The organism is Paenibacillus sp. TCA20, from assembly GCF_000732325.1.
Classification (GTDB): Bacteria; Bacillota; Bacilli; order Paenibacillales; family Paenibacillaceae; genus Paenibacillus; species Paenibacillus urinalis.
Genome location: NZ_BBIW01000003.1, coordinates 222,596 through 244,779, shown reverse-complemented (window position 1 = coordinate 244,779; position 22,184 = coordinate 222,596). Strand labels below are relative to the sequence as shown.

Annotated in this window: 21 protein-coding genes and 1 other annotated feature (1 of these 22 cut by a window edge); of the genes, 5 read left to right on the top strand and 16 right to left on the bottom strand. The window is 46.3% G+C overall.

Features of this window, described 5'->3' with window-relative positions:
* The first annotated feature begins 63 nt into the window (after positions 1-63).
* Positions 64-1,809, top strand: a complete 1,746-nt coding sequence (locus TCA2_RS07425; RefSeq protein ID WP_047910948.1) for an NFACT family protein — start codon at positions 64-66, stop codon at positions 1,807-1,809.
* A 161-nt stretch (positions 1,810-1,970) separates the two neighbouring features.
* Here TCA2_RS07425 and TCA2_RS07420 read toward each other — a convergent pair whose 3' ends face one another.
* The 9 genes from TCA2_RS07420 to TCA2_RS07380 form a co-directional block, all read right to left on the bottom strand.
* On the bottom strand, positions 1,971-2,819 hold the full coding sequence (locus TCA2_RS07420; protein ID WP_047911228.1) for a PHP domain-containing protein: 849 nt from the start codon (positions 2,817-2,819) through the stop codon (positions 1,971-1,973).
* A 48-nt stretch (positions 2,820-2,867) separates the two neighbouring features.
* Positions 2,868-3,782, bottom strand: coding sequence for a selenium metabolism-associated LysR family transcriptional regulator (locus tag TCA2_RS07415; protein WP_047910947.1), 915 nt, complete (start codon positions 3,780-3,782; stop codon positions 2,868-2,870).
* 143 nt (positions 3,783-3,925) lie between these two features.
* Positions 3,926-4,363, bottom strand: a complete 438-nt coding sequence (locus TCA2_RS07410) for a hypothetical protein (RefSeq protein WP_047910946.1) — start codon at positions 4,361-4,363, stop codon at positions 3,926-3,928.
* A gap of 259 nt (positions 4,364-4,622) precedes the next feature.
* A complete protein-coding gene (locus tag TCA2_RS07405; protein ID WP_047910945.1) occupies positions 4,623-4,889 on the bottom strand; it encodes a YlbG family protein in 267 nt (88 codons plus the stop codon).
* A gap of 87 nt (positions 4,890-4,976) precedes the next feature.
* The gene (locus TCA2_RS07400; RefSeq protein WP_047910944.1) at positions 4,977-5,417 is read right to left on the bottom strand and encodes a YlbF family regulator; all 441 of its coding nucleotides are present in this window, start codon (positions 5,415-5,417) and stop codon (positions 4,977-4,979) included.
* Between the two features lie 120 nt (positions 5,418-5,537).
* Complete coding sequence (locus TCA2_RS07395) at positions 5,538-7,430, bottom strand: helicase-associated domain-containing protein (RefSeq protein WP_047910943.1); 1,893 nt, start codon at positions 7,428-7,430, stop codon at positions 5,538-5,540.
* Between the two features lies 1 nt (position 7,431).
* Positions 7,432-9,117, bottom strand: a complete 1,686-nt coding sequence (locus TCA2_RS07390; protein ID WP_047910942.1) for a DNA repair helicase XPB — start codon at positions 9,115-9,117, stop codon at positions 7,432-7,434.
* 89 nt (positions 9,118-9,206) lie between these two features.
* Positions 9,207-9,641, bottom strand: a complete 435-nt coding sequence (locus TCA2_RS07385) for a CBS domain-containing protein (protein ID WP_047910941.1) — start codon at positions 9,639-9,641, stop codon at positions 9,207-9,209.
* A gap of 99 nt (positions 9,642-9,740) precedes the next feature.
* Positions 9,741-10,931 (bottom strand): M20 family metallopeptidase, encoded by a 1,191-nt coding sequence (locus tag TCA2_RS07380; protein WP_047910940.1) that lies wholly within the window; start codon positions 10,929-10,931, stop codon positions 9,741-9,743.
* A 164-nt stretch (positions 10,932-11,095) separates the two neighbouring features.
* Between TCA2_RS07380 and TCA2_RS07375 the strand changes: the two genes are divergently transcribed.
* Positions 11,096-11,443: a YugN family protein gene (locus tag TCA2_RS07375; protein ID WP_047910939.1), complete on the top strand. Its 348-nt coding sequence runs from the start codon at positions 11,096-11,098 to the stop codon at positions 11,441-11,443.
* 13 nt (positions 11,444-11,456) lie between these two features.
* A complete protein-coding gene (gene ftsW, locus TCA2_RS07370) occupies positions 11,457-12,728 on the top strand; it encodes a putative lipid II flippase FtsW (RefSeq protein WP_047911227.1) in 1,272 nt (423 codons plus the stop codon).
* Between the two features lie 118 nt (positions 12,729-12,846).
* Here ftsW and TCA2_RS07365 read toward each other — a convergent pair whose 3' ends face one another.
* The gene (locus TCA2_RS07365; protein ID WP_047910938.1) at positions 12,847-13,209 is read right to left on the bottom strand and encodes an Asp23/Gls24 family envelope stress response protein; all 363 of its coding nucleotides are present in this window, start codon (positions 13,207-13,209) and stop codon (positions 12,847-12,849) included.
* 163 nt (positions 13,210-13,372) lie between these two features.
* Between TCA2_RS07365 and cax the strand changes: the two genes are divergently transcribed.
* Positions 13,373-14,434 carry a calcium/proton exchanger gene (cax, locus tag TCA2_RS07360; RefSeq protein ID WP_047911226.1) on the top strand — a complete coding sequence of 354 codons (1,062 nt, stop codon included), beginning with the start codon at positions 13,373-13,375 and terminating at the stop codon, positions 14,432-14,434.
* 79 nt (positions 14,435-14,513) lie between these two features.
* On the opposite strand, the gene TCA2_RS07355 is transcribed toward cax, so the two are convergent.
* The 5 genes from TCA2_RS07355 to TCA2_RS07335 form a co-directional block, all read right to left on the bottom strand.
* The gene (locus tag TCA2_RS07355) at positions 14,514-14,810 is read right to left on the bottom strand and encodes a YlaN family protein (RefSeq protein ID WP_047910937.1); all 297 of its coding nucleotides are present in this window, start codon (positions 14,808-14,810) and stop codon (positions 14,514-14,516) included.
* A 141-nt stretch (positions 14,811-14,951) separates the two neighbouring features.
* Positions 14,952-15,197, bottom strand: coding sequence for an HPr family phosphocarrier protein (locus tag TCA2_RS07350; RefSeq protein ID WP_047910936.1), 246 nt, complete (start codon positions 15,195-15,197; stop codon positions 14,952-14,954).
* 100 nt (positions 15,198-15,297) lie between these two features.
* Positions 15,298-16,413 (bottom strand): aminopeptidase, encoded by a 1,116-nt coding sequence (locus tag TCA2_RS07345; protein ID WP_047910935.1) that lies wholly within the window; start codon positions 16,411-16,413, stop codon positions 15,298-15,300.
* 123 nt (positions 16,414-16,536) lie between these two features.
* Complete coding sequence (locus tag TCA2_RS07340; protein ID WP_047910934.1) at positions 16,537-17,292, bottom strand: hypothetical protein; 756 nt, start codon at positions 17,290-17,292, stop codon at positions 16,537-16,539.
* A 198-nt stretch (positions 17,293-17,490) separates the two neighbouring features.
* Positions 17,491-19,521 carry a diguanylate cyclase domain-containing protein gene (locus TCA2_RS07335; RefSeq protein ID WP_052511810.1) on the bottom strand — a complete coding sequence of 677 codons (2,031 nt, stop codon included), beginning with the start codon at positions 19,519-19,521 and terminating at the stop codon, positions 17,491-17,493.
* A gap of 459 nt (positions 19,522-19,980) precedes the next feature.
* On the opposite strand from TCA2_RS07335, the gene rpsD reads away from it, so the two are divergent.
* Positions 19,981-20,580 (top strand): 30S ribosomal protein S4, encoded by a 600-nt coding sequence (gene rpsD / locus TCA2_RS07330; RefSeq protein WP_047910933.1) that lies wholly within the window; start codon positions 19,981-19,983, stop codon positions 20,578-20,580.
* Between the two features lie 153 nt (positions 20,581-20,733).
* On the opposite strand, the gene tyrS is transcribed toward rpsD, so the two are convergent.
* Positions 20,734-21,984, bottom strand: a complete 1,251-nt coding sequence (gene tyrS, locus TCA2_RS07325) for a tyrosine--tRNA ligase (RefSeq protein WP_047910932.1) — start codon at positions 21,982-21,984, stop codon at positions 20,734-20,736.
* Between the two features lie 70 nt (positions 21,985-22,054).
* Positions 22,055-22,184, bottom strand: a binding site (T-box leader) (it continues 147 nt past the right edge of the window).

Here is a 22,184-nt window from a genome sequence, read left to right as displayed (position 1 = left end):
AAGAAGTGAATCTAGCCGTACTCGGCTACGAATCAAAGCTTAAGATGGGAGAACACTAAAAATATGGCACTAGACGGAATCGTCGTCCGCGCTATTGTAGACGAGCTGCAAGCCTGTGTTGGCGGACGCATCAATAAAATACATCAACCTAATACGCATGATATCGTGATCAGCCTTCGAGCAGGCCGGGAGAATGCCAAGCTGCTGCTGTCAGCAAGCCCTACCTACCCGCGGGTTCATTTTACAGAGCAAACCTTCATTAATCCGACGGAAGCACCCATGTTCTGTATGCTGCTGCGCAAGCACTGTGAGAGCGGGATTATTGAGAAGATCAGTCAGGTCGGTATGGAAAGAATTATTCACATTGACGTAAGGCAGCGAGACGAGCTGGGGGATGTATCTGTAAAACGGATCATTATTGAGCTGATGGGACGACACAGCAATATTATTTTGCTGGATCCTTCATCAGGTACCATGATGGATGGTATTCATCACGTCACTCCGGCGATTAGCAGCTATCGGGTGATCATGCCCGGATTTTCTTATACCGAGCCGCCTCAGCAGAACAAGCATCATCCATTAATGGCCGACTCAGCCGTATTTGAAGCCTATACAGCCTATGAAGGGACAGCTGCTAAGTGGCTCGTCGATACCTTCAGCGGTATAAGTCCGCTAATAGCTGAGGAAATCGTGTATCGAGCCCAGCTTAGCGGAGAGCCGAAGTCTGAGGCAATGCCGAGGTTGATCCAGGCCTTCAATGAGGTGATGAGCCTTGTATCTTCGGATGAGCTCAGTCCTGTGATCGGTCAAAATCCAAAGGGGAAAATGGTGTTCTCAGCCATTCCTCTTACACATCTGAGCGAAGAGCTCACCCCATTCTCTTCCATCAGCAAATGCATGGAGGCGTATTACGGCGAGAAGGCTGAACGGGACGCAGTCAAACAGAAGGTGAGCGACCTGCTCCGCTTTTTGCAGAACGAGCGCAACAAAAATGTGAAGAAGCTGGACCACTTGCAGAAGGATCTTGCCGAAGCTGATGATGCAGATCAATATCGAATCTACGGAGAGCTTCTATTCGCATCGCTGTATGCGATCCAGAAGGGGGACAAGGAAGCTGTGCTTCCCAACTTCTATGATGAGGAGCAGAAGGAAGTAAGAATTCCGCTGGATCCGCTTCTTACACCATCAGACAACGCACAGCGCTACTTCAAGAAGTACAACAAATACAAGAACAGCCTGCAGATCATCGAGGATCAGCTGAAGAAGACTCGTGAAGAGATTGATTATATGGACAATCTGCTGCAGCAGCTGTCCATCGCCTCCATGAGCGATATTGAGGAAATTCGCGAGGAACTAGTGTCTCAGGGATACTTAAGGGATCGCAGCAAAAAAGGCTCGAAGAAAAAGAAGAAAAATAATTTGCCGACCCTGCATGTGTTCACATCATCCGAAGGCATTGAGATCTGTGTGGGCAAAAACAATCTGCAAAACGAATATTTAACTAACCGTCTTGCAAGCTCAGGAGATACCTGGCTGCATACGAAGGATATTCCCGGCTCGCATGTTGTGATTCGGTCGAGTTCTTTTGGTGAGGAGACGCTTGAAGAAGCTGCTCAGCTGGCTGCCTATTACAGCCAAGCCAAGGAATCAAGCAGTGTCCCTGTAGACTACACCCTGGTCAGACATGTGAAGAAACCGAACGGCGCAAAGCCCGGTTTTGTTATTTATGACAACCAAAAGACGTTATTTGTTACCCCTGATGAGGAGCGTATCAAACAGCTCCCAAGTACGATCAAGAACGGATCCTGACCTAGAGCAGATCATGTGAAGAACTAATGATAGACAAAACACCTTCATAAAATGCAGCCAATTTACAGGATGGCGGCACTTTTGAAGGTGTTTTTTAGATTAGGGATGGCTCAGACTGCTGCAGGTATTTTTGGTGCTTCCGTTTCATCTTACGCTGCAGTTTACTTTCCGTTTAACTGTTCCAGAACTTCTGCATCCACGGTCACACTGCCCAAATCTCCGTGAAAGACGACACCCTGTCTCTCCCCGTGAAAGTCTGATCCACCTGTCATGACAAGACTATATTTTTCAGCCATAGCTCTGTACCGTGCTTCTTCCGCCGGGCCATGATCGGAATGGTAGACCTCAATACCCTCGGGCTTGCCCTGCTCAATCATTCCCTTCACCAGCTCGTCGTCCCCATACAGACCTGGATGCGCCAGAACGGGCTTACCGCCGGCCTCTCTAATCCATTCCATCGCTTCAGCAGGTGATACACGAGGAACACTAACGAACCCCGGCTTCCCTTCAGCCAGATAGAGATCAAATGCTTCGCGCATGTTCTTAACATAACCTTTATGAACAAGTGCATCGGCAATGTGCGGACGTCCAATCGTCTCATCCTTGTCCAAAGGTCTGTTCATGACACGGATTACGTCATCCATCGTCACCGACAGCCCAAGCTCCTGCAGCTTCTCCAGAATACGCGTATTCCGCCCTTCCCGAGTACGTCTGAGAGATTCGAGCCGCTCTAGAAATTTAGCGTTGTGTATATCAACAAAATATCCAAGCACATGGATATCCTTACCTCCGGCCCGGGTGCTGATCTCGACACCTGGAACGACCTGGATGCCATATTGTTCCCCCGCCTTCACGGCTTCCTCCACACCCGAGACGGTGTCATGATCTGTAATCGCCACAGCCACAAGACCTCTAGCTGATGCAAGCCGGACATTGTCTGCAGGTGACTGCATACCGTCTGAAGCCAGCGTATGCGTATGCAAATCACAGCGGTTTATTCCGTTTTCCATAGACATAATTAGAGCACACCTTTCGTTATTCCGCTTGTCAGAGCCATTTTAATCGAAGCTCTCGTCTAAAGACTGTGCCTGCTTCTTCAAGTAATTCAAGAAGGTCACCGCCGAAATAGGCAGCATCGATGATTTAGAATACACCTCATAAAATTCTCGTTTGAACTCAATATCCTTCAGCTCCAGTACCTTGAGAAGACCGAGTGTGACTTCATGCTTCACTGAGGAAGGAGATATTATTGTTATACCCACACCTGCCTCGACGGCGGATTTAATAGCTCCTGTGCTGCCCAGCTCCATCACTGTGTTGAGCTTTGCCGGGTCCACTCCATGCTCACGAATAGCATCCTCCATGACCTGCCTTGTTCCTGATCCCTTCTCACGCACAATAAATGGATACTCAAGCAGATCATGCAGCCCAATCTCTTCTTTATAGGTCAGCGGATGATTCCCTGGGACGATCAGCTTCAGCTCATCCCGCATGGCAGGCTGAACGATTAAATCCGGATGCGAGAGCGGCGCCTCAATCATTCCAAAATTCAGCTGATGCTTCATAATTCCTTCAATAATTTGAGTCGTGTTCATCACATTCATGACAATCGATATATCGGGATGCTTCTTGCCGAAGGGTCCAAGCAGACGGGGCAGGACATATTCACCAATGGTCAGGCTGGCGCCAATCAGCAGTCTCCCCTGAAGCTTGTCCGTAAAGGAGGACATCGCTTCGTCCGTTTCACGAAACAGCTCCATGCTGCGCAGGGCATAAGGGAGCAATGCTTCTCCAGCCTCCGATAACTCGATCCTCTTCGTAGAGCGATGTATCAGCTTCGTTCCGAAGTAATCCTCCAGTGATTGAATCTGCATCGTGACTGCCGGTTGTGTCATATGTAAAGCCTGAGCTGCTGCAGAGAAGCTCCCTTTGTCCGCAACGGTATAAAAAATGTGTAGCTGGTGAAAGTTCATCTTGGTCTACTCCCCCTTAAACTTTACTTATTGTAACCGATCCACAAAAAAAAGTGTGCATATATGCACACTTTTCGAACAAAGCGATTATTCCAAGGAAAGCTCTTTCTCAAACAAAGCTACAAAGCTAGCTAGGCTCAGTGTTACTTTCTCTTACGGCTGTTCTTCACCAGCGTCATTCGTCTAGAATGCCGCAGCCAGGAATAGTAAGTCTTCAAATCACGCAGTTCAATCGTCTCTGACATCCGTCCAAGGAAAGTGACAATGATCATTTTGTGAAGCGGATTCCCTGTAATATCATATTCACCAGGCAACTCAGAGAATTCAGCAACCACGACCAGATCACCATCAATGAGATAAACATCTTGCTCATTCCGATAGTAGGGTGAAATCCTGTTCTGCTTGAGGCACTCCCAGAGCCATGCTGCAATGTTCTCAATATCGTTATTATCCTGTCTTACTCGGTCCGCATATCTTAGCTTAGCATGGTTCGTAATGACAACATCAGCTACTCTCTTATCACCTAGAGCCACATAAAAAGGTTCGTAAGTGCTCCAGCGCTGCATCAACTTGTCTCGCATGGGATATCACTCTCCACAAGATAGGTCTTTCTATCTACATATTTAACCAATATATTACAACATAAGTCCCGATAGCTCAAGGTAAAATTGCTTCCTGTGATAAGAAATTTGAGTTGTTAGTATGTTAATCAAAAAAATCATCCGACGGCAGCCCTATCTGATCGATGGAGGGATTCAAATTTATGAAAATAAAGAGCGGCCTATTGGGCCGCTCCGCCGGATTGTATATGAAATTCCCTCCCGATGTATTTACACCAGGTCAAATCCCGCCGTAAAAGCTGGTTTTGTCCGGAATGTCCTTACTGTACTCCGTTTTAATCTCATTTCGGTATGAACGTTCAATCTTGCGAACATAGGATAGTCTTTTGACATTCTTCATTGTATCCTCTGCGCGCTCTGCGTTCACATACATTACGACGTAATGCATTCTTCTTGAGATATAATGTACTGTGCCATATTTTTCTAGATTGCGAGCAGCTTTTAGATCACTGACCCATATGATATATCCTGTTCGCTGTGCAAACATGCGAAATTCACCTCTTCTTCAGATTTTGCTATATCTGTCTATTGCAAAATCCTCCTTGTACCGGCATCGGCGTTCATGAAGAACAAATCAGCCGCCGCAACCGCAGCTTCCGCCCCCGCCGCAGCCGCCTTTTGGTGAAGGATCGTTGCTAGGAACTTTAATGGAACTAGAAACAGAGAAAGCGATCGTCTCAGACATCTGATGCAGCATATCGTCTAACTGTGCCTCAGCTTCCTTAAAACGTCTAACTTCTTCATAAGTTTCAAGCTGATCCTCTACAGCCTTAACTTCGTCTTTGGCACTATGATAATTGGGGTGGAAATGCCCAAAGCGCTCCGTTTCCGCGAATAGCTCCTTCTTGTCCGAAAGACGTCGGACCCATTCTTGAATCTCTGGATTCTGCTGAACCCGCTCTTTCCAATATAAATAATCTGTTACTAACGTAGATTGGTTAATCATATCGCCTAGTTCATAGGCGTATGACAGCACTTGGGCCATATCAACCGTATTTAGCTCAGATACGCTCATGAAAATTCATCCCGATCTATATCAAAGTTCCAATTCTTTTCGGAAAAGGACTATATCTATCATAACATATCAGCCTATACATAAGAAGAGTTTTTGTCTCCATCTTGCTGGATAATTAACTTATTTTGGTAAAATAAGGGACATCTTTGTCCATTCTGAAGGTACAAGTGTACTCTTCTCGGATACGTTCGCCGCTCTATCCGGCGCAAAATAGCCGTTCACTGACCAAGGCTCGCCTCTGCCAATCGACTCCGGGATAAATTCTCTTCGTATTCCTGCACATTCGATGCCGAGCCGAATCCGCCAGGAAATAGCCTGCTGAACCATTTGTTTAGCTGTTGAAGGATGATATTCCCGCCATTCCTCATACCAGGACTTCGGTATCGATTTGAAATCAGGCAGCAGACTGGAAATGTCGGGTGTATCTTCTACCTTTTCGTAATAGTGCAGATTGTTTCCGGTATATACGAAGCCTTGTCTGCCTGTTTCTGCACAGAACCTCACAGGGAGCTCCGCCTGCTCCTTCGTCAGCGGATAGACCCGGGTATCAGGACTAAGACCTTTAATGCCCTTTGCAGGAGAGAGGCCCATCGCAGTCAGGTGTTTCTGTATTTCATTTAGCTTGTCCTTGTTTACAATAAAATGGTTCGGGCCAATGCGCTCCATATCTGAGCGCCATACCGAATAAGAAGGATGAGCCTCAATCGCATCCGCATCCTTCAGATTGGCGCATCTTAGCAGAATAACCGCTTCAAAAGTCGTCTTCCCGAGCTCAGCTCCCCATTGCTTCAGTGTTAACCGGACTTGATCGGGTACACCGGTCTCGCTGTATTGATCAAGCCACTCCATGACCGTATCCGGCTCAAGTCCATGCTCAGCCGCAAGATGAAGCCTTTCCTTGGTCAATTTGTATATCGTCATTCGATCCCTAGCCTTAAGCTCTGCACAGCCCTCCAATATCCATGTTAGACGTTTGGAAGCGCTCTGCGGCACCATGACTTCAAAGTCGGGCTGGACAAAGATCCCCGATCGATCCTCATCTCGATCCTCGGCCCGATCCGCATCTTCATCAACAGGCTCCTCAAATCGAAAATAATAAGCTCCGTCCGTAGAGGAACCTAATTCTCCATAGCCAAAGGCAGCCAGCAGACGTGCCCAGCCTGTGGCAGCATCAGCAAGCTCAGTGGATGTTATCTGTGTTGCAAATCCATTATCCACTAAGCATGTGCAGAGCATATCCAGATTGAGCCATGACCGTCCGGCATCTCTTCTTCCACAGCAGGTCAGCAGACTACGAAAGTGCTGAGCTCCCGGGCTCGATGATCCATACCTCTCTACCGCAATCTGATAAATGTTCTGCCTCATCTGTTCATTTGACAGGTCCAGCCAACTGTTCAATACATCCTCAACAATCGTGATCAGACTTTCCTCTTTGCGAACCAGACCCAGGCTGAACAGCAGATCCATGATCACTGCGATATGCACCGGATAAACATCAGGATGAGCGTAAGATAGAGCAAGCCCTTCGAAATCGGAAGACTGGAGAACGGTCATTTCCCCCAGCCTGCCCAATGTCTTCTTATGTATCGTCCCTTTGGCAGTCAGAGGCATGCCATGAATCGCAATATAAGACAGGATATGAAGGACTTCCCCTGTAATATCCGATTTCGCTTCAAGCAGGACATGCTCCGCCTTGGAATCATGATTACCTGACAGTGACAACTTAGGCAGTAAGTTTAGTTCTGTCAGCCATACTAAATGCGCAGAAGGAATATAATAGATTTGTTCTCCCCACGTTTTCTTTACCGTCTTCAACAGTTGAAGACCTCTTAACCGAAGAACCGCAAGATCCAGCTCGAGTCCGCTTAGCTGACCCGACAGCTCCGCCCGAAGCGAGTCCAGCTGCAGCGGCGAGCTGCCGAACAGCCGAAAGGCTGTCAAATACAGCAGCCTCTCCTGCTGATTTAATTGCTCTACACTTTTCTCGAATGCCATTCGTTCTGGGTTCGCCATTTTATAGGGTGGCCTCCTTCTCAGCCGCTACATGATATTCATACCCCTGCTCAATAAGAAACATTTGTCTCTTTAACGCAAAATCCTGTTCTCTTGAATCCTTGGATACCAAGGTATAGAAATAAGCTTTATTGGCCCCTTCCTTGGGACGCAAAATTCTCCCAAGACGCTGTGCTTCTTCCTGTCGTGACCCATAGCTTCCCGATACCTCAATCGCAAGCGCAGCATCAGGTAGATCGACGGCAAAGTTAGCGACCTTCGAGACAATCAGCGTAGTAATCTTTTTCTTGCGAAAATCGGCAAACAGGCGGTTTCTTTCCTGCTGAGAGGTTGCACCTGTTATAATCGGCACCTGTAATTCTTCAGCAAGCAGCTTCAGCTGGCCTACGTATTGGCCAATAATGAGTGCCGGCAGATCCGGATGACTGTCAAGCAATCGCTTCACTACTGGGAGCTTAGCAGGATTCTCAGAGGCCAGTCTAAATTTCTGCCTTGGTTCGGCATACAAGTATTTTTGCTTCAGCTCCTCCTCCATAGGTACACGAATCTCTCTGCAGTCCACCTCAGCAATCCAGCCTTGCAGCTCCAGCTCTTTCCAGGGCATGTCATAACGTTTGGGGCCGATAAGTGAAAATACATCCTGCTCACAGCCGTCCTCACGGACCAAAGTGGCAGTGAGACCAAGTCTTCTCGTAGCCTGGATGTCAGCTGTAGCCCGAAATACAGGGGCAGGAAGTAAATGCACCTCATCATATATGATGAGCCCCCAGCTGCGCTCTCCGAACAATTTCATATGTGTAAATTCATCCTTTTGGTTTTTACGATGAGTCATAATTTGATAGGTTGCCACAGTAACGGGCCTTACTTCCTTCGTCTGCCCGGAGTATTCGCCTACAGAGGCTTCCGGAATTGTCGTCTTCTCATTAATCTCCCTGATCCACTGTCTAACAGAGGTCGTGTTGGAGGTCAGAATGAGCACCTCACATTGCAGTCGTTCCATCACAGCGATTCCGATAATCGTCTTGCCCGCGCCACAAGGGAGTACGAGTACTCCACTTCCTCCAAGTCCGTCTGATCCTTCAAAGGCGTTTGCCGCTTCCATCTGATAGTCCCGAAGTTGAAATTCCTGGGTCCCCTTGCCCTGCTCTATTGATTTCCACGAGAAGGCAAGTGGACTTCCATGCTTATACCCCGCCTGGTCCATAACAGGATATCCGATACGAATGAGCTGCTGTTTAATTAGCCCGCGATCCTTCGCAGGTATTAGAAGCTTCGTATCGGTTAATCGCTCAAAAGAATACGAGGATAGCGCCTTATGTGACTGAATTTGGTCAATCCATTTGGCCTCTTCGCTTACAAGTATGCATTCTCCAGTCTCATCATCCGATTGAAGCTTTAACTTCCCATACTTTTCTACAATTCCGCGAACATCCTGAATCAGTGACGCAGGAACATTCCACCTGGACACCATCACAAGGCTCTCAATAATATCGTCAGCACTGTACCCCATAGCTGCAGCACTCCACAGGGTGAGTGGGGTCATTTTATATGTATGAAAAGCAGGAGGACTCTTCACCAGTTCCGCATAGGGTGCAATTTGTTCTCTAGCGGTCTCATAGCTTGGATGGCCTGTTTCAAGTAATATCGTAAAATCCCGCTGCACAATACAAGCTTTGTCTGTGTTCATATCTCTTCTCCTTCCAAAGAAAGAAAAGTCCAATTTCGCATGGGCGAAAATGAACTTTTCTGGTACATTTCATGCAAGTGGATGCTGGATCAATGTAAATGCTCCGAAATTTGCGTCAATGCCTCCCCGGCATTATCAGCAAGCAGATGAGTGACCGCCAAATCACCCAAAGAGACGATCCCTATCAGCTGATCCCCTTCGATGACGGGAACTCTGCGAATCTGGTATTTAGCCATCAGCTCAGCTGCTTCATCTGCTGTGGTATCCTTCGTCACGGTATGAACCTTCTTCGTCATGACCTCTTCAACACCGGTTGACCCGGAATGCTTGCCCGCATACCCTCGGAGCACAAGATCGCGGTCTGTTACGACACCAACCAGCTTAGAGCTGCTCTCCGTTTCTACGATCGGAATAAAGCCTGTATCTTGATCCTTCATCCTCACGGCTACATCATAAATATGTTTATCTGCCGAAACCGTCGCTACTCCGGTAGACATCACTTCTGACACCAATTTCTTCGTCATCCGAAGACCTCCTAATCATGAAATTTAAGCCTTTCATTTCATCATTAGGTTAACCCGATTAGGCTAAAGGTATTATGAAATTGATTCACTTATTAAACATTATGCATGCACAGTTGATGTAATATACTCTTCAGCATAGCTTTTTGTCATTTGTATGAATAATAGCATGGCATCGAGCATGGCCTGCTCGTCAAAATCAAACTTGGGATGGTGATGCGGATAGATCGCTCCGGTATTATCATTGCCCGCACCTACAAACATGAAGCAGCCCGGAATCTCCTGCAAATAATAAGCAAAATCCTCAGCCGGCATCAGTTTTGGCGTTACACGCACTCGATCTGCACCAAATGCCTTCGTTGCTGTATCAAAAAAACGGGCCGCTTCCTTGTCATCATTAACGACAGGCGGGTATCCCATCACATAATTGATGTTATAGGCGGCTCCATATGCAGAAGCTACCTGCCCTGTAAGCTGATGAACACGTTCCTTCATTACATAACGTGTCTCCTCATCAAAAGTACGAACCGTACCGCTGATTGTAAAGTTCTCTGCAATTACATTCTGTGCAGAGCCGCCTTTAATTGTCCCTATTGTTAATACTGCAGGCTGAAGCGGATCTACGGATCGACTGACAACACTTTGCATCTGGAGCACAAGTGAAGCCCCGGCTACAATGCTGTCAATACTGGTATGGGGCATTCCGCCATGCCCGCCTTTACCTGTTAATTCTATATAAAAGTCGTCCGCCGCGGCCATCATTGCTCCAGGAGTGCTGGCATATTGGCCGAGTGGAATTGGTGTCCATAAATGAATACCGTAAATCACATCGACATCCGTTAAGGCTCCGTCCGCTATCACTTTTGCCGCTCCTCCAGGAAGAAGCTCCTCGGCAGGCTGGAACAAAAACCGCACTTCGCCAATAAAATCCTCTCTGTGCTCGCTCATATATCCTGCAGTAGCCAGCAGGGTTGCCATATGTCCATCATGACCGCAAGCATGCATTGCTCCGTCTACTTGGGACTTATAAGAAGTCTCTTTCTCATCCTGAATAGGGAGTGCATCCATATCTGCACGAAGCATAATGACAGGCCCTGGTTCATTCGTGTGCAGAATGCCGATTACACCGTGTCCACCCACATTTTTCACAACCTTAAGACCAAAGGATTCAAGCTGCTCGGCAATAAATCTTGACGTATTCACTTCATGAAAGGAAAGCTCTGGATTCTGGTGAAGATAACGTCTCCACACAATCATTTGGTCAAGCCACTCGTCTAAACTGCGCTCTCTCATAAAACGCTCTCCACCCCTTCTAATGTTTTCCTATCATTGTAACAGAAATTATGCTTAAACGATATGAAATGGCAGGTTATGGAAAGCTTGCACATGCTGAGGAAACATACTATCATGATATTTGTGAACACAAAGGAGCATTGTATAAGGAGGGTTCATCTTCTATGATATTTGAGAACACGGGCTTGGACGGTCTCAAAAGCGATCTTGCGTACTTAGATGAAAGCGCGGAAAAGGCTGGCTTTGTTCGTTGGCAATGGGAATACTACCGTGCTACATACGACTACAAAATTGAAGATAGCAAATCAAAAAATGAATATTTCTTACGTATTAACACGCGTGTAATCGAGGGCAAGCTGGAGAAACCAGACACCATTTTATCTGTAGAAGCTGTATATATCGGAAGGGCAACTTTTCCTCACGGACTGGAATACGAAAGTGAAATTCCTACGCCTGTGATGAACGTTGCTAACGAGAAGATTAAGCAGCTCAAGGAACTGCTTGAAGCGTAATCAGGAACAGCCTATGAAGACCAAAGAAACAAGGCCAGTGCGAAGAGGTATGCCTGACTTTCAGTTACTCATCCTCACCTTGTTATTAGTAGGCTTTGGATTGATCATGGTTTACAGCTCGAGCGCAAGCATAGCCCTCGTCTCAGAAGATTACAACAATGATGCTCTTTATTTCACCAAGCGACAAGTGGTCTTTGCGATCCTCGGAGTTATTGGCATGTTTGTTGCCATGAACATTCCTTTTGCAAAGTACAAGCAATTATATATACCATTGTTTCTGCTAACTATCATATTACTGTTAGCTGTGTTAGTTGTAGGTGTGGAAATTAACAATGCGAAGAGTTGGTTCTCTCTGGGCCCAATGAATCTTCAGCCTTCTGAAATCGCCAAGATTTCTCTCATTTTGTATCTCTCGGCGCTGATCACCAAGAAGGGGGAGCGGTTCCGCGATCTGCGAACCGGTTATATTCCGGTCATGATTATTGTCGGCTTTGTCGCCGGACTGATCATGCTGCAGCCTGACTTTGGTACAACCTTCATTCTAGTCGCTACCTGCGGCCTTATTATCTATGCAGGCGGCGCAAGTATGAAGCATATTATGGGTTCAATAGGACTCCTAGTTGTCGGAGCAGGCATTGTCATCGGGGCAAAATATCTTATCGACTTAATGACAGGCAGTACATCCGGCAATTCCGGCAGTTATCAGCTCGCCCGGTTTACATCATTCCTGAACCCGTTCTCTGATCCTACGAATTCATCCTACAACCTGCTTCACTCCTTGACTGCAATTGGACAAGGCGGGCTGACGGGGACTGGCATTGGTCAAGGCGTGATTAAGCTGCACTATTTACCGAATGCCTTTAATGACTTTATATTTGCCGTTATCGGAGAGGAATTAGGTCTGATCGGAACGATATTGTTCCTTGGGGTTTATGTCTACTTTATCTGGCGCGGCTTTATTATTGCACTTCGCTGCAAAGACTCCTTCGGGACTCTAGTCGGCGTCGGTATTATGGGGCTAATCGCCATCCAGGCCTTCATTAATATCGGCGGGGTAACACAGACTATCCCTGTAACTGGAGTTACCCTTCCATTCATCAGTTATGGAGGTACGTCGCTGCTGATTACGATGGCCAGCATTGGTATTATGCTTAGTATCTCCCGAGAGAATAATCTTGATCAGCCGCAGGAAAGGGTCAAGTCCGTTCGCACCATAACAGAGGAGCAGCGCACCTCGCCTGCTCTCGTTAATCGCAAAGCTCAGAAGAGAACAACATCGAAATAAGTGTTGTAATAACGACAAGAGGACAGTTTGGTCACATTGACCAAACTGTCCTCTTCTGTCATTATCCGATTCCATTGCAGAAGATCAGAAAGCTGCCATTTTCATTACTGTAACAGACTTACTGCTCATCTCCCTTGAATGACACGCCTTCGACTTTCACATTCACTTCAACTACCCGCAGCCCTGTCATACTCTCTACGGCTACACGTACGTTCTGCTGAAGCATCCGGGACACCTCGTGAATTGGTGTTTCATACAGGACGATAATTCTTAGATCAATTGCCGCCTCTGTGGATCCAACCTCCACGGTTACACCCTTCTGTACATTCTTACCGCTGAGGCGCTTGGCCCAGCCTTCGGACAACCCTCCGGACATTGCTGCAATTCCCGGAGTTTCGAGTGCCGCAAGACCAGCAATTTTAGCTACAACATCATTAGAGATACGTATGTTGCCTGTTTCGATTTCGAGCTGTTCTGCCATGCCGAATCCTCCTTTGGCTTCATTACCCATATTTTAAAGCCTTTCACCCCTAAAAAGCAAATCTATATATCTAATCACTTACATAGCAAAGCCTGCTCATATTTTAGTTGAATGAGGGGATATTATAACAAGTATGTTTCTGTTCTATCAGGGGGCGATCTTTATGAACAAATTGACTTCAGTCTTGCTCATCCTTACCTTCTGTTTAAGCGCTGCAGCACATTATCTGCACCTTGATCCGCTTATACAGTTTATCCTATCTTCGATTGCCGTCATCTTCGTAGCTGCTTTTTTAGGAAAAGCAACCGAAAGCGTGGCGCACTATGCAGGGGAGCGGCTCGGCGGATTTCTCAATGCAACATTCGGAAATGCTGCAGAGCTCATCATTGCGATTTTCCTCGTTCGGGAAGGTCTGTATGATATGGTAAAAGCAAGCTTGACCGGCTCTATCATCGGGAATCTTCTGCTTGTGCTTGGACTCAGCATATTCCTCGGGGGTTTGAAATACAAAACACAGAACTTTAATGAATCGCTCGCCGGGATGAACGGCTCTCTCATGACCGTTGCCGTTATCGCCTTGTTCGTCCCAGCCGTCTTTCTTAACACCCATACGATTACAGAAAATCAGACGAAAACCTTAAGCTTGCTCGTGGCCGGCATCCTGATTGTATCCTATCTAGCCTGGATTCTGTTCTCCATGGTCACTCACAAGGACCTTCTGACGGATTACTCGGACGGGGCTGAGCCCGATCATGGTGAAAAGCCCAAATGGTCCAAGACACGTTCGATTATCTATCTTGTTGCTGCTACCGTAATGGTTGCCTTTGTCAGTGAATGGCTTGTCGGAACGCTGGAGTCGCTTACGACTCAATTCGGTTTCAGTGAAGTATTCGTAGGAGCCTTTCTTGTCGCCATTATCGGAAATGCCGCCGAGCATAGTGCTGCTGTCCTGCTTGCCATGAAGAACAAAATAGGCGCAGCTGTAGAAATTGCCGTTGGCAGCAGCCTGCAGATCGCCTTGTTCGTTGCTCCCATTCTCGTATTTGTGAGCTTCTTCTCCGGTAATACAATGGATATCGTTTTCACCACTATTGAACTTGCTGCCATTGCAGTTGCCGTGTTCATATCCAAATCCATCACGCAGGACGGTTCCACGAACTGGTATGAGGGACTGCTTCTCATGGCGGTATATTGTATTCTCGGCGTCTCCTTTTTTCTTATCTGACCGCTGACCGCTATAGTCTAAAAAACACACGAAAAAAGCATGCATCTCTCCATGCATGCTTCTATAAATGACCTTGCGCTTACTCCAGATTCCCTTTATTATTCAGCGCTTCATAGAGAACGGCTAAATTACGTTCAAGGTTATTCACCAGCTGCTTGCCTGTTTCCGCTGGAAGAAGTCCTGCACGAACAGCAAAATCAACTTCTTTGGAGAATCCAAATACTTGAGTATCTAATACTTCCTCATAGAGAGGGCAGTAACGTGTTGCCAGGTTCTCCATCTGTACTTGAATAAGCTTTTTTATTTTATCTGCATCTTCTTCAAGAAGACTCATCGCTTTAGAATTCAGTTGTTCTTGCAGATTTGATGAAGTCATGCACTCTTCCCCCCTATGTCCAGAATCTTGTACGACAATATATCATTAATATTAGACGAAAACCACGCTCAAGACAAGAACCTGCTAAAAAAAGCACCTTTACCATCAAGGTAAAGGTGCTTTCAATTGCTGCATAAGCTGTTATTCGGCTGCTATTACCACCGTCAAACCATGCTTAGCAAAGACTTCAGAGATTTCACGTTTCGCTTCATCGGCATCCGGTCCATGAACATGAAGTTCATAAGTCTTATTGCCCACTAGCGTAGTAAACAATCCAAGAATGCTTTTTACATCAATGTACTTGCTGTCTGAGTGAAGTACGATAGAAGAAGTGAACTTACTCGCAGTTTGAGCAATTTCTACAACCGCTGCATTGTTACTCGACATAGGAATCCCTCCGTCTAATATCAGATCTCTAATGTAATATAACCAGCTTTATGATACATTGAATCCGCTTTCTTAGCAACTGATTTTTCCATTACATCCATTAAACGAGATTTTCCGGATTTAATCCTTCCAGTTCTGGAATCACAAACAATCCGTCCTTGCGGATAAGAACATCATCAAAGTAGATTTCCCCGCCGCCATACTCAGGACGCTGAATCAGAACAAGGTCCCAATGGATGGATGAGGTGTTTCCGTTGTCTGTAACATCATATGCCTGACCTGGTGTAAAATGAAGACTTCCTGCAATTTTTTCATCAAACAAAATATCTTTCATTGGATGCAGGATATGCGGATTAAAGCCGATTGCAAATTCCCCAATATAACGTGCTCCTTCATCCGAATCTAGGATTTCATTCAGACGCTTCGTATCATTGCTCGTTGCTTCCACAATCTTCCCATTCTCAAATCGGAATTTGATGTTCTCAAAAGTAATGCCGTTATACAGAGTCGGTGTATTGTAGCTGATCGTTCCATTTACAGAATCACGCACAGGCGCGCTGTAAACTTCACCGTCAGGGATGTTTTTCTCTCCTGCACATTTCTCTGCACCAATGGACTTGATTGAGAAAGTGAGGTCTGTTCCCGGACCCGTAATTCGAACCTTGTCGGTCTTGCGCATAAGATCTGCCAGCGGATCTTGAGCTTTATCCATTTTGGCATAATCCAGGTTGCATACATCAAAATAAAAGTCTTCAAAAGCTTCTGTGCTCGTGTTGGCCAGCTGAGCCATACTTGCATTCGGATAGCGCAGGACAACCCACTTGGTGCGTTTAACGCGCTCTTCACTATGTACGGGATGCGAATAGAGAGAGTTATACATTTTCATCTTGTCTTCAGGTACGTCAGACAGGTCATTCGCGTTCTCGCCAGCTCGGATACCTATGTAACCATCCATCAGCTCCATACGCTTCAAATCGATCTCTGCCCAGGTCTTTAACATCTCTTCAGTAGCATTCTTGAGCATCGCCCGTTGTACGGTCTTATCTGTAAGCTGAACGAAAGCATTTCCGCCTGCTTTACCGACCTCTTCGATAATCGCGTTAATGAGATCTCGCTCAGAACCGATCATTTCAACTAGTACGTTTTCGCCTGGCTGTACATTCACTGAATAGTTCACCAAATTTTGCGCCAGCTTTTGAATTCTAGGATCTTTCATTGTATTGCTCCTCCTTCAAGTTGGTTCTTGTCTATTGTAGCACCCCTTTGTGTTTTGGGGTATCTGTTTGAGGGAACTAGACCCCCTTCAGCCAACCTGGTTTTCAGGATGGGTATCCATTGCTCAGTGATACTTACTAAAATAAATGTCTGTAATAAGCATTTCTTTCTCTTCCTTATTATTGTTATCGGTGACTTCATTCTCCGAAGAGAGTCGGATCGGTAAGCTTGATTTCTTATTCACGGTAAGATGATAAACGGATTTGACAGTTGTATTCTTCAATCTTTGGTTCAGTCCATCATTCTCTTCTTTCCAAATTTTCTCCAGCTCTTTCATGCACTGCTGGCGTTTGCTGCTGTCTACCTGGTTTGCTAGCTCTGGCAGCTCATCATGCAGCATCTGCATTTCTTTCTTCAGTTGATCGGCTACCCATTTGCTAGCTTCATCTTCAGCAAGCTCAATTCGAATCATCTGCGTTCCGCGAGGAGTTCCTGATTCATTGCTGAATGTCTTCCCTTTCATATAACCGATCTTCTCCAGCTGTTCGACCGGGTTCAATCGGGTCAAGCCGCCATACGAGCTGTCTTCCGTACGATCCGACATCCTCCACATGCCGGCCTTGCGCTCCATATTAACAGGATGAGAGTCGGTCTCTGCGTTGCTGCTGCTCGTCTCCAAACGGTCCTTGTATTCCTGATTTGTTACGACCAGCTTGTTATGGTTAGATAAAGTCCCCTTATATTCAAATTGCTGATTAAACTCGCCCTGAGTTGAAGTTCTAATTCCTGCATGGCCCTCAAAGGTCATTTCTTCCTTCCCGGCAAGACCAGAAAGAGCCCGATGAAATGTCTCCTCCGCATCAAGGGAATTGTTGAACATCCCGCATCCACTTATGCTAAATAGCGATAAAGTCAATATCAATATTAGAAAAGTGCGTAATCTTAATCCTCGCATGTAAGTCACTGCCCTTCAGGCTATAGTATCGTCGGTGGTTAGGTTTCCCGATGCACTTCGCCAATATCCAATACAGGCAAATTAAAAAACATCCGCCGTTATACTGCTTCGAGCGAATGTTCTTTATCGGTCAATCATTTTATGTTCTACTACGATTCGATTTCGGCCACCATTCTTGGCTGCATAGAGCGCCATGTCCGCACGATAAAAGAGGGATTCCAGGCTTACCTGGTCATCAAGCCAGCACCATTCCCCGATGCCTATCGATACTGTGATGGAAGGAGTCGTCGATTCAGGAACCCGCTGCCGGATCGTTTCAGCGATCATTCTGGCCTGCTCACTGCTTACCTGAGGCAAATAGATCGCGATCTCTTCGCCTCCCCATCGCGCACACAGATCATTTGGTCCAGCCGACTCGCGAATAATATTCCCTACCTGCTTGAGAACGGCATCTCCCACCTGATGGCCGTAGCTGTCGTTCACTTGTTTGAATTGATCAATATCAATGATAAGAAGGGAGCCGCAAAAATCTGTGCTCTGTCGTTCCTCAATCATTCGGTCTACATAGTGTCTGACGTATAGTCCGGTGAGTGCATCGACAGTCGCAAGCCGCTTCACTTCAGCGTGCAGCGTTGCGTTCGTAACAGCCAGCCCGATATGGACGGCTAGCATATCCAGAAATCGAAAGTTGTTATAAGAGAAATATTGCTTCTTCTGATGTGCTACGAGCACGGTGCCTTCTACCTGTCCGCTGATCCTCAAAGGAACCGCCATCATTGACATGGAGCCTGTTGTCTCCATGAAGAAGGAGCTTGGACCATTATAGCTCTCATAATTAAACAATATAAAAGGCTCGCCGCTCTTGTAAACTTGCCCGCTGATTCCTGATAAAGAAAACGTCTCGTTCCGAAGTGCAGGGACATTGGAGAACATTACATGAAATCGCTGATCCTCCGGGTCCAGCTTGAGTATACAGCAGGATTGGGCCTTGAATATCCGAATCAGCTGCTGAACTGCATACTCATATATATCCGTGAGCTGCAAACTCCGGTTCAGACGTTTGGTCAGCTCGTCAATCATCCGCAGCTCTTGAATGAGCGTGCCGGATTGCTCATGCAGCTTGGCGTTCTCATAAGCAGTGCCCGCCGTGTCCGCCATCATGGTAATCAGCTTCAGATCTACATCTTCAATCCATTCCTGATTGCCTTCGATATGAAATACACCATATGTCCCTTGTTTACCTCTGAATGGAATGCCAATCTCATATTGATGCCGAGTGGAAGGCTGGGTAATAATCCGTTCTTCAGTAAAGGCACGAACACATACGGAGCTATTGTCTCCATGCAGATACAAGGGCTTAACTCTCGGGTCATCCATGCCGCCGTCCTGGGACATATATAGCGTAAGATGGACCGCGGGAAAAAGAAAAGCAACACTGTCGAACACCTCTTCAAGCACTGCGCTCACATCCATCTTCTCCTGCATCCGCTGCACAATTTGAAGAAGGATGGATCTGCGCCGGTTTTCATTATCAGACAGCTTGTGGATATGAAGCATATCGGCTAGAAATAAATGTTCAAACCGCCGGTAAAAGCAAGTTTGATAGTGATACTTGGAGGATAAGAGCAAGTCTGCAAATCCCTCTGTCACCCTATTCTTCTTGACGGCAATACATAAGATCCCTAACTGTTTCTGCTCGCTGCGGGAATACAGAGGGAGCAGAAACAGACTGTAATCTTCAGCAAATGTTTCTTCTGACAAGCTAAGCTCGATGACCACTTCCATAGGCTCCGACTGCCCCATTCGCTCGGACAAGAAATGTTGAATCTTCTGCTGAGCCGCTTTCTTTACAGAAGAAGACCCTTCACCTTGGACAGCAAGACATGTACCACTTCCGTTCCATATCGAAAAAATGGCTTCATTAAAGGAAGGGATTGTAAGCAGTTGAATTCGCCATTCCTCAAAAGCATCCTTAAGGATCCGTTCGATGTGATCCGTATCAAATACGTTGACGTCCAAAAATTCCAGCCAGTGTTGTTCTAGACGGTGATCATTGAAGTCCTCATTAGAGTTGCGGTTATATTTCTCCGGTTCAGGTCCCTCCAGCAAGAGATCTTCCATCTTATAAGCGGATTTATGAAGGTGTTTTGTCATAAAAGCGGCACTCCTTTGCACCTTTCAGTTCAAACCAAGAATAGCTAACCAGCATTTTATTAATGTACACGAATGTTTAAAATTAAGATACAAATCTATTTTACCCTCTTTCGTCGCAATTTGCACGGAGTTTAAGAGAAAATTGTCCTATCTTTTTAGGTCATAAGTCCTATCGACAATTTTAGACAAAATATGGATTCTCCTTTTTCTTAGCTTCATAACCACATCTTCTTGACTTCACTAGTACATTTAATATAATATATATTGTTGAATGAGACCGATATGGTCTTTAAATTTGGGCGTAACGTTGTGTCACCCTCACAGCTTATTGTAGCTGACCCGGACAGCGGCTGAACTCTCTGGATCAGAATGTATTGCCTTATAAGGCTTGCGATACAATGAGCGGCGCAAATAGAGCCCCATCATATGAAATTTATTATAAAAGGAGTTACTATAACAATGGCACGTTACACTGGTCCTAAATTTAAATTGAGTCGCCGTCTCGGCATTTCCCTGAGCGGAACTGGTAAAGAACTGAAACGCAACTTCCCTCCGGGTCAACATGGTCCTAACCAACGCAGAAAAATCAGCAACTACGGTATGCAGCTTCAAGAAAAGCAAAAATTGCGTCATATGTACGGCTTGGGTGAAAAGCAATTCCGTACTTTGTTTGCAAAAGCACAAAAAATGCAAGGTATTGCCGGTGAGAACTTCATGTTCCTGCTGGAAAGCCGTCTTGACAACCTCGTTTACCGTCTTGGTTTCTCCAACTCTCGTGCAGGTGCACGTCAGCTGGTAGCTCACGGTCATGTGACTGTTAACGGTAAAAAAGTAGATATCGCTTCTTATGCAGTAAGCATTGGCGATGTAATCGGTCTTCGTGAAAGAAGCCGCGGTCTTTCCTCTATTAAAGAAGCTTTGGAAAACCGTACACATCTTCCATCTTACCTTGAGTACAACGAAGCTGCTCTTGAAGGCAAGTTCATCCGTCTTCCAGAACGCGCTGAGCTTTCTCAAGATATCGATGAGAAGCAAATCGTCGAGTTCTACAACCGTTAATATTTAACTGGAGAACACATCCCTCGAAAGCTTGCTTTCGAGGGATTTTTAGTTGTTCCTTTTCCCTGTGAACATAGAAAAAGAGTGCCTGTCATGTCATTTGACTCAAGGCACTCTTTTTCTAATTCAGCTTATAACGAAGCTCTCAATACTTTACAGCTTGATTTTGGCAAACTTGCGTTTACCGACCTGTACGATATCGCCATCCTGCGGGGTGTACTCACTATTCGGATCTCCCCACTTCTCTTCATTAATTTTGACAGCGCCTTGCTGAATGCTGCGCTTAGCTTCTCCGTTAGAAGCCGCAAATCCAAGTGTCGTAAGCAGGCTGATCAGACGTATATTTCCATTCTCCAGCGATTCGGCCGGAATCACGACTTCCGCAATATCGTCCGGAAGTGCGCGCTGCTGGAATACCGTCACAAAGTGCTGCTGAGCTGCTTCAGCCGCTTCTTCTCCGTGGTACATACGAACAAAGGTGTAAGCGAGCTTCATCTTCGCGTCGCGCGGATGAACACTGCCGTCTTCAATACCTTGCTCCAGTGCCTTCAGATCCTCTGCACTTAGATCGGTAGCCAGCGTGTAGTATTTCATCATAAGCTCATCGGGAACAGACATCGATTTACCGTAAATTTCGTTTGGCTCCTCATCGATACCGATGTAGTTGCCAAGGCTCTTGCTCATCTTCTGAACCCCGTCCAGACCTTCCAGAAGCGGTAGCATGATGGTGGCCTGTGCTTCGTCTCCATTTTCCTTTTGCAATGTACGTCCCATCAATAGATTGAACTTCTGATCCGTTCCGCCAAGCTCAATATCACTCTTGAGAACGACAGAATCCGTTCCTTGCATAAGCGGGTAGAAAAATTCATGAATGCTGATTGGCTGGCCGCTCTGGAAACGTTTTGTGAAATCATCGCGCTCCATCATCCGGGCAACGGTTACCTTGGCAGCCAGATTCACGACTTCAGAGAAGTTCATCGGCGCAAGCCAATCGGAGTTGTTGTATACTTTTGTTTTGTTCGGATCCAATATTTTGAACAACTGCTTCTTGTATGTCTCTGCGTTGCGTATGACGTCTTCCTCACTCAATTGCTTCCGTGTCTCGGATTTCCCTGTCGGGTCGCCAATCCGGCCTGTGAAGTCCCCGATGATCAGCTGCACTTCATGACCGAGATCCTGGAATTGACGCAGCTTGTGCATAACTACAGTGTGGCCAATATGCAAATCAGGTGCGGATGGATCCATGCCAAGCTTCACTTGAAGCGGTACTCCGCTGACCACCGATTTCATGATCTTCTGCTTCAGATCCTCTTCTGGAACAATTTCGGATACTCCTCTTGATATCACATCCAGCTGACGGTTCACTTCCTCCTGCTGGGTCTTGCTGAGTTCTTCCCATTTCATCCTAACGTACCTCCTATAATATGTTCGATCCTGCTCGATCTATTTGGACACAAAAAAGCTCCTTCTCATCCCAAGGGACGAGAAGGAGCGCTCGCGTTACCACCCTAATTAAAGTGCCTGCTCTACAAATAAAAAGATAGGCACTTCCACTTCATTGACATAACGGGATTTCAACCCGGTACCAGACTAATCCTGCAATA

Coding starts and splice junctions, on each gene's coding strand:
- TCA2_RS07425 (WP_047910948.1), top strand. CDS start 64: ATGGCACTAGACGGAATCGTCGTCCGCGCTATTGTAGACGAGCTGCAA.
- TCA2_RS07420 (WP_047911228.1), bottom strand. CDS start 2,819: ATGGAAAACGGAATAAACCGCTGTGATTTGCATACGCATACGCTGGCT.
- TCA2_RS07415 (WP_047910947.1), bottom strand. CDS start 3,782: ATGAACTTTCACCAGCTACACATTTTTTATACCGTTGCGGACAAAGGG.
- TCA2_RS07410 (WP_047910946.1), bottom strand. CDS start 4,363: ATGCGAGACAAGTTGATGCAGCGCTGGAGCACTTACGAACCTTTTTAT.
- TCA2_RS07405 (WP_047910945.1), bottom strand. CDS start 4,889: ATGTTTGCACAGCGAACAGGATATATCATATGGGTCAGTGATCTAAAA.
- TCA2_RS07400 (WP_047910944.1), bottom strand. CDS start 5,417: ATGAGCGTATCTGAGCTAAATACGGTTGATATGGCCCAAGTGCTGTCA.
- TCA2_RS07395 (WP_047910943.1), bottom strand. CDS start 7,430: ATGGCGAACCCAGAACGAATGGCATTCGAGAAAAGTGTAGAGCAATTA.
- TCA2_RS07390 (WP_047910942.1), bottom strand. CDS start 9,117: ATGAACACAGACAAAGCTTGTATTGTGCAGCGGGATTTTACGATATTA.
- TCA2_RS07385 (WP_047910941.1), bottom strand. CDS start 9,641: ATGACGAAGAAATTGGTGTCAGAAGTGATGTCTACCGGAGTAGCGACG.
- TCA2_RS07380 (WP_047910940.1), bottom strand. CDS start 10,931: ATGAGAGAGCGCAGTTTAGACGAGTGGCTTGACCAAATGATTGTGTGG.
- TCA2_RS07375 (WP_047910939.1), top strand. CDS start 11,096: ATGATATTTGAGAACACGGGCTTGGACGGTCTCAAAAGCGATCTTGCG.
- ftsW (WP_047911227.1), top strand. CDS start 11,457: ATGAAGACCAAAGAAACAAGGCCAGTGCGAAGAGGTATGCCTGACTTT.
- TCA2_RS07365 (WP_047910938.1), bottom strand. CDS start 13,209: ATGGCAGAACAGCTCGAAATCGAAACAGGCAACATACGTATCTCTAAT.
- cax (WP_047911226.1), top strand. CDS start 13,373: ATGAACAAATTGACTTCAGTCTTGCTCATCCTTACCTTCTGTTTAAGC.
- TCA2_RS07355 (WP_047910937.1), bottom strand. CDS start 14,810: ATGACTTCATCAAATCTGCAAGAACAACTGAATTCTAAAGCGATGAGT.
- TCA2_RS07350 (WP_047910936.1), bottom strand. CDS start 15,197: ATGTCGAGTAACAATGCAGCGGTTGTAGAAATTGCTCAAACTGCGAGT.
- TCA2_RS07345 (WP_047910935.1), bottom strand. CDS start 16,413: ATGAAAGATCCTAGAATTCAAAAGCTGGCGCAAAATTTGGTGAACTAT.
- TCA2_RS07340 (WP_047910934.1), bottom strand. CDS start 17,292: ATGTTCAACAATTCCCTTGATGCGGAGGAGACATTTCATCGGGCTCTT.
- TCA2_RS07335 (WP_052511810.1), bottom strand. CDS start 19,521: ATGACAAAACACCTTCATAAATCCGCTTATAAGATGGAAGATCTCTTG.
- rpsD (WP_047910933.1), top strand. CDS start 19,981: ATGGCACGTTACACTGGTCCTAAATTTAAATTGAGTCGCCGTCTCGGC.
- tyrS (WP_047910932.1), bottom strand. CDS start 21,984: ATGAAATGGGAAGAACTCAGCAAGACCCAGCAGGAGGAAGTGAACCGT.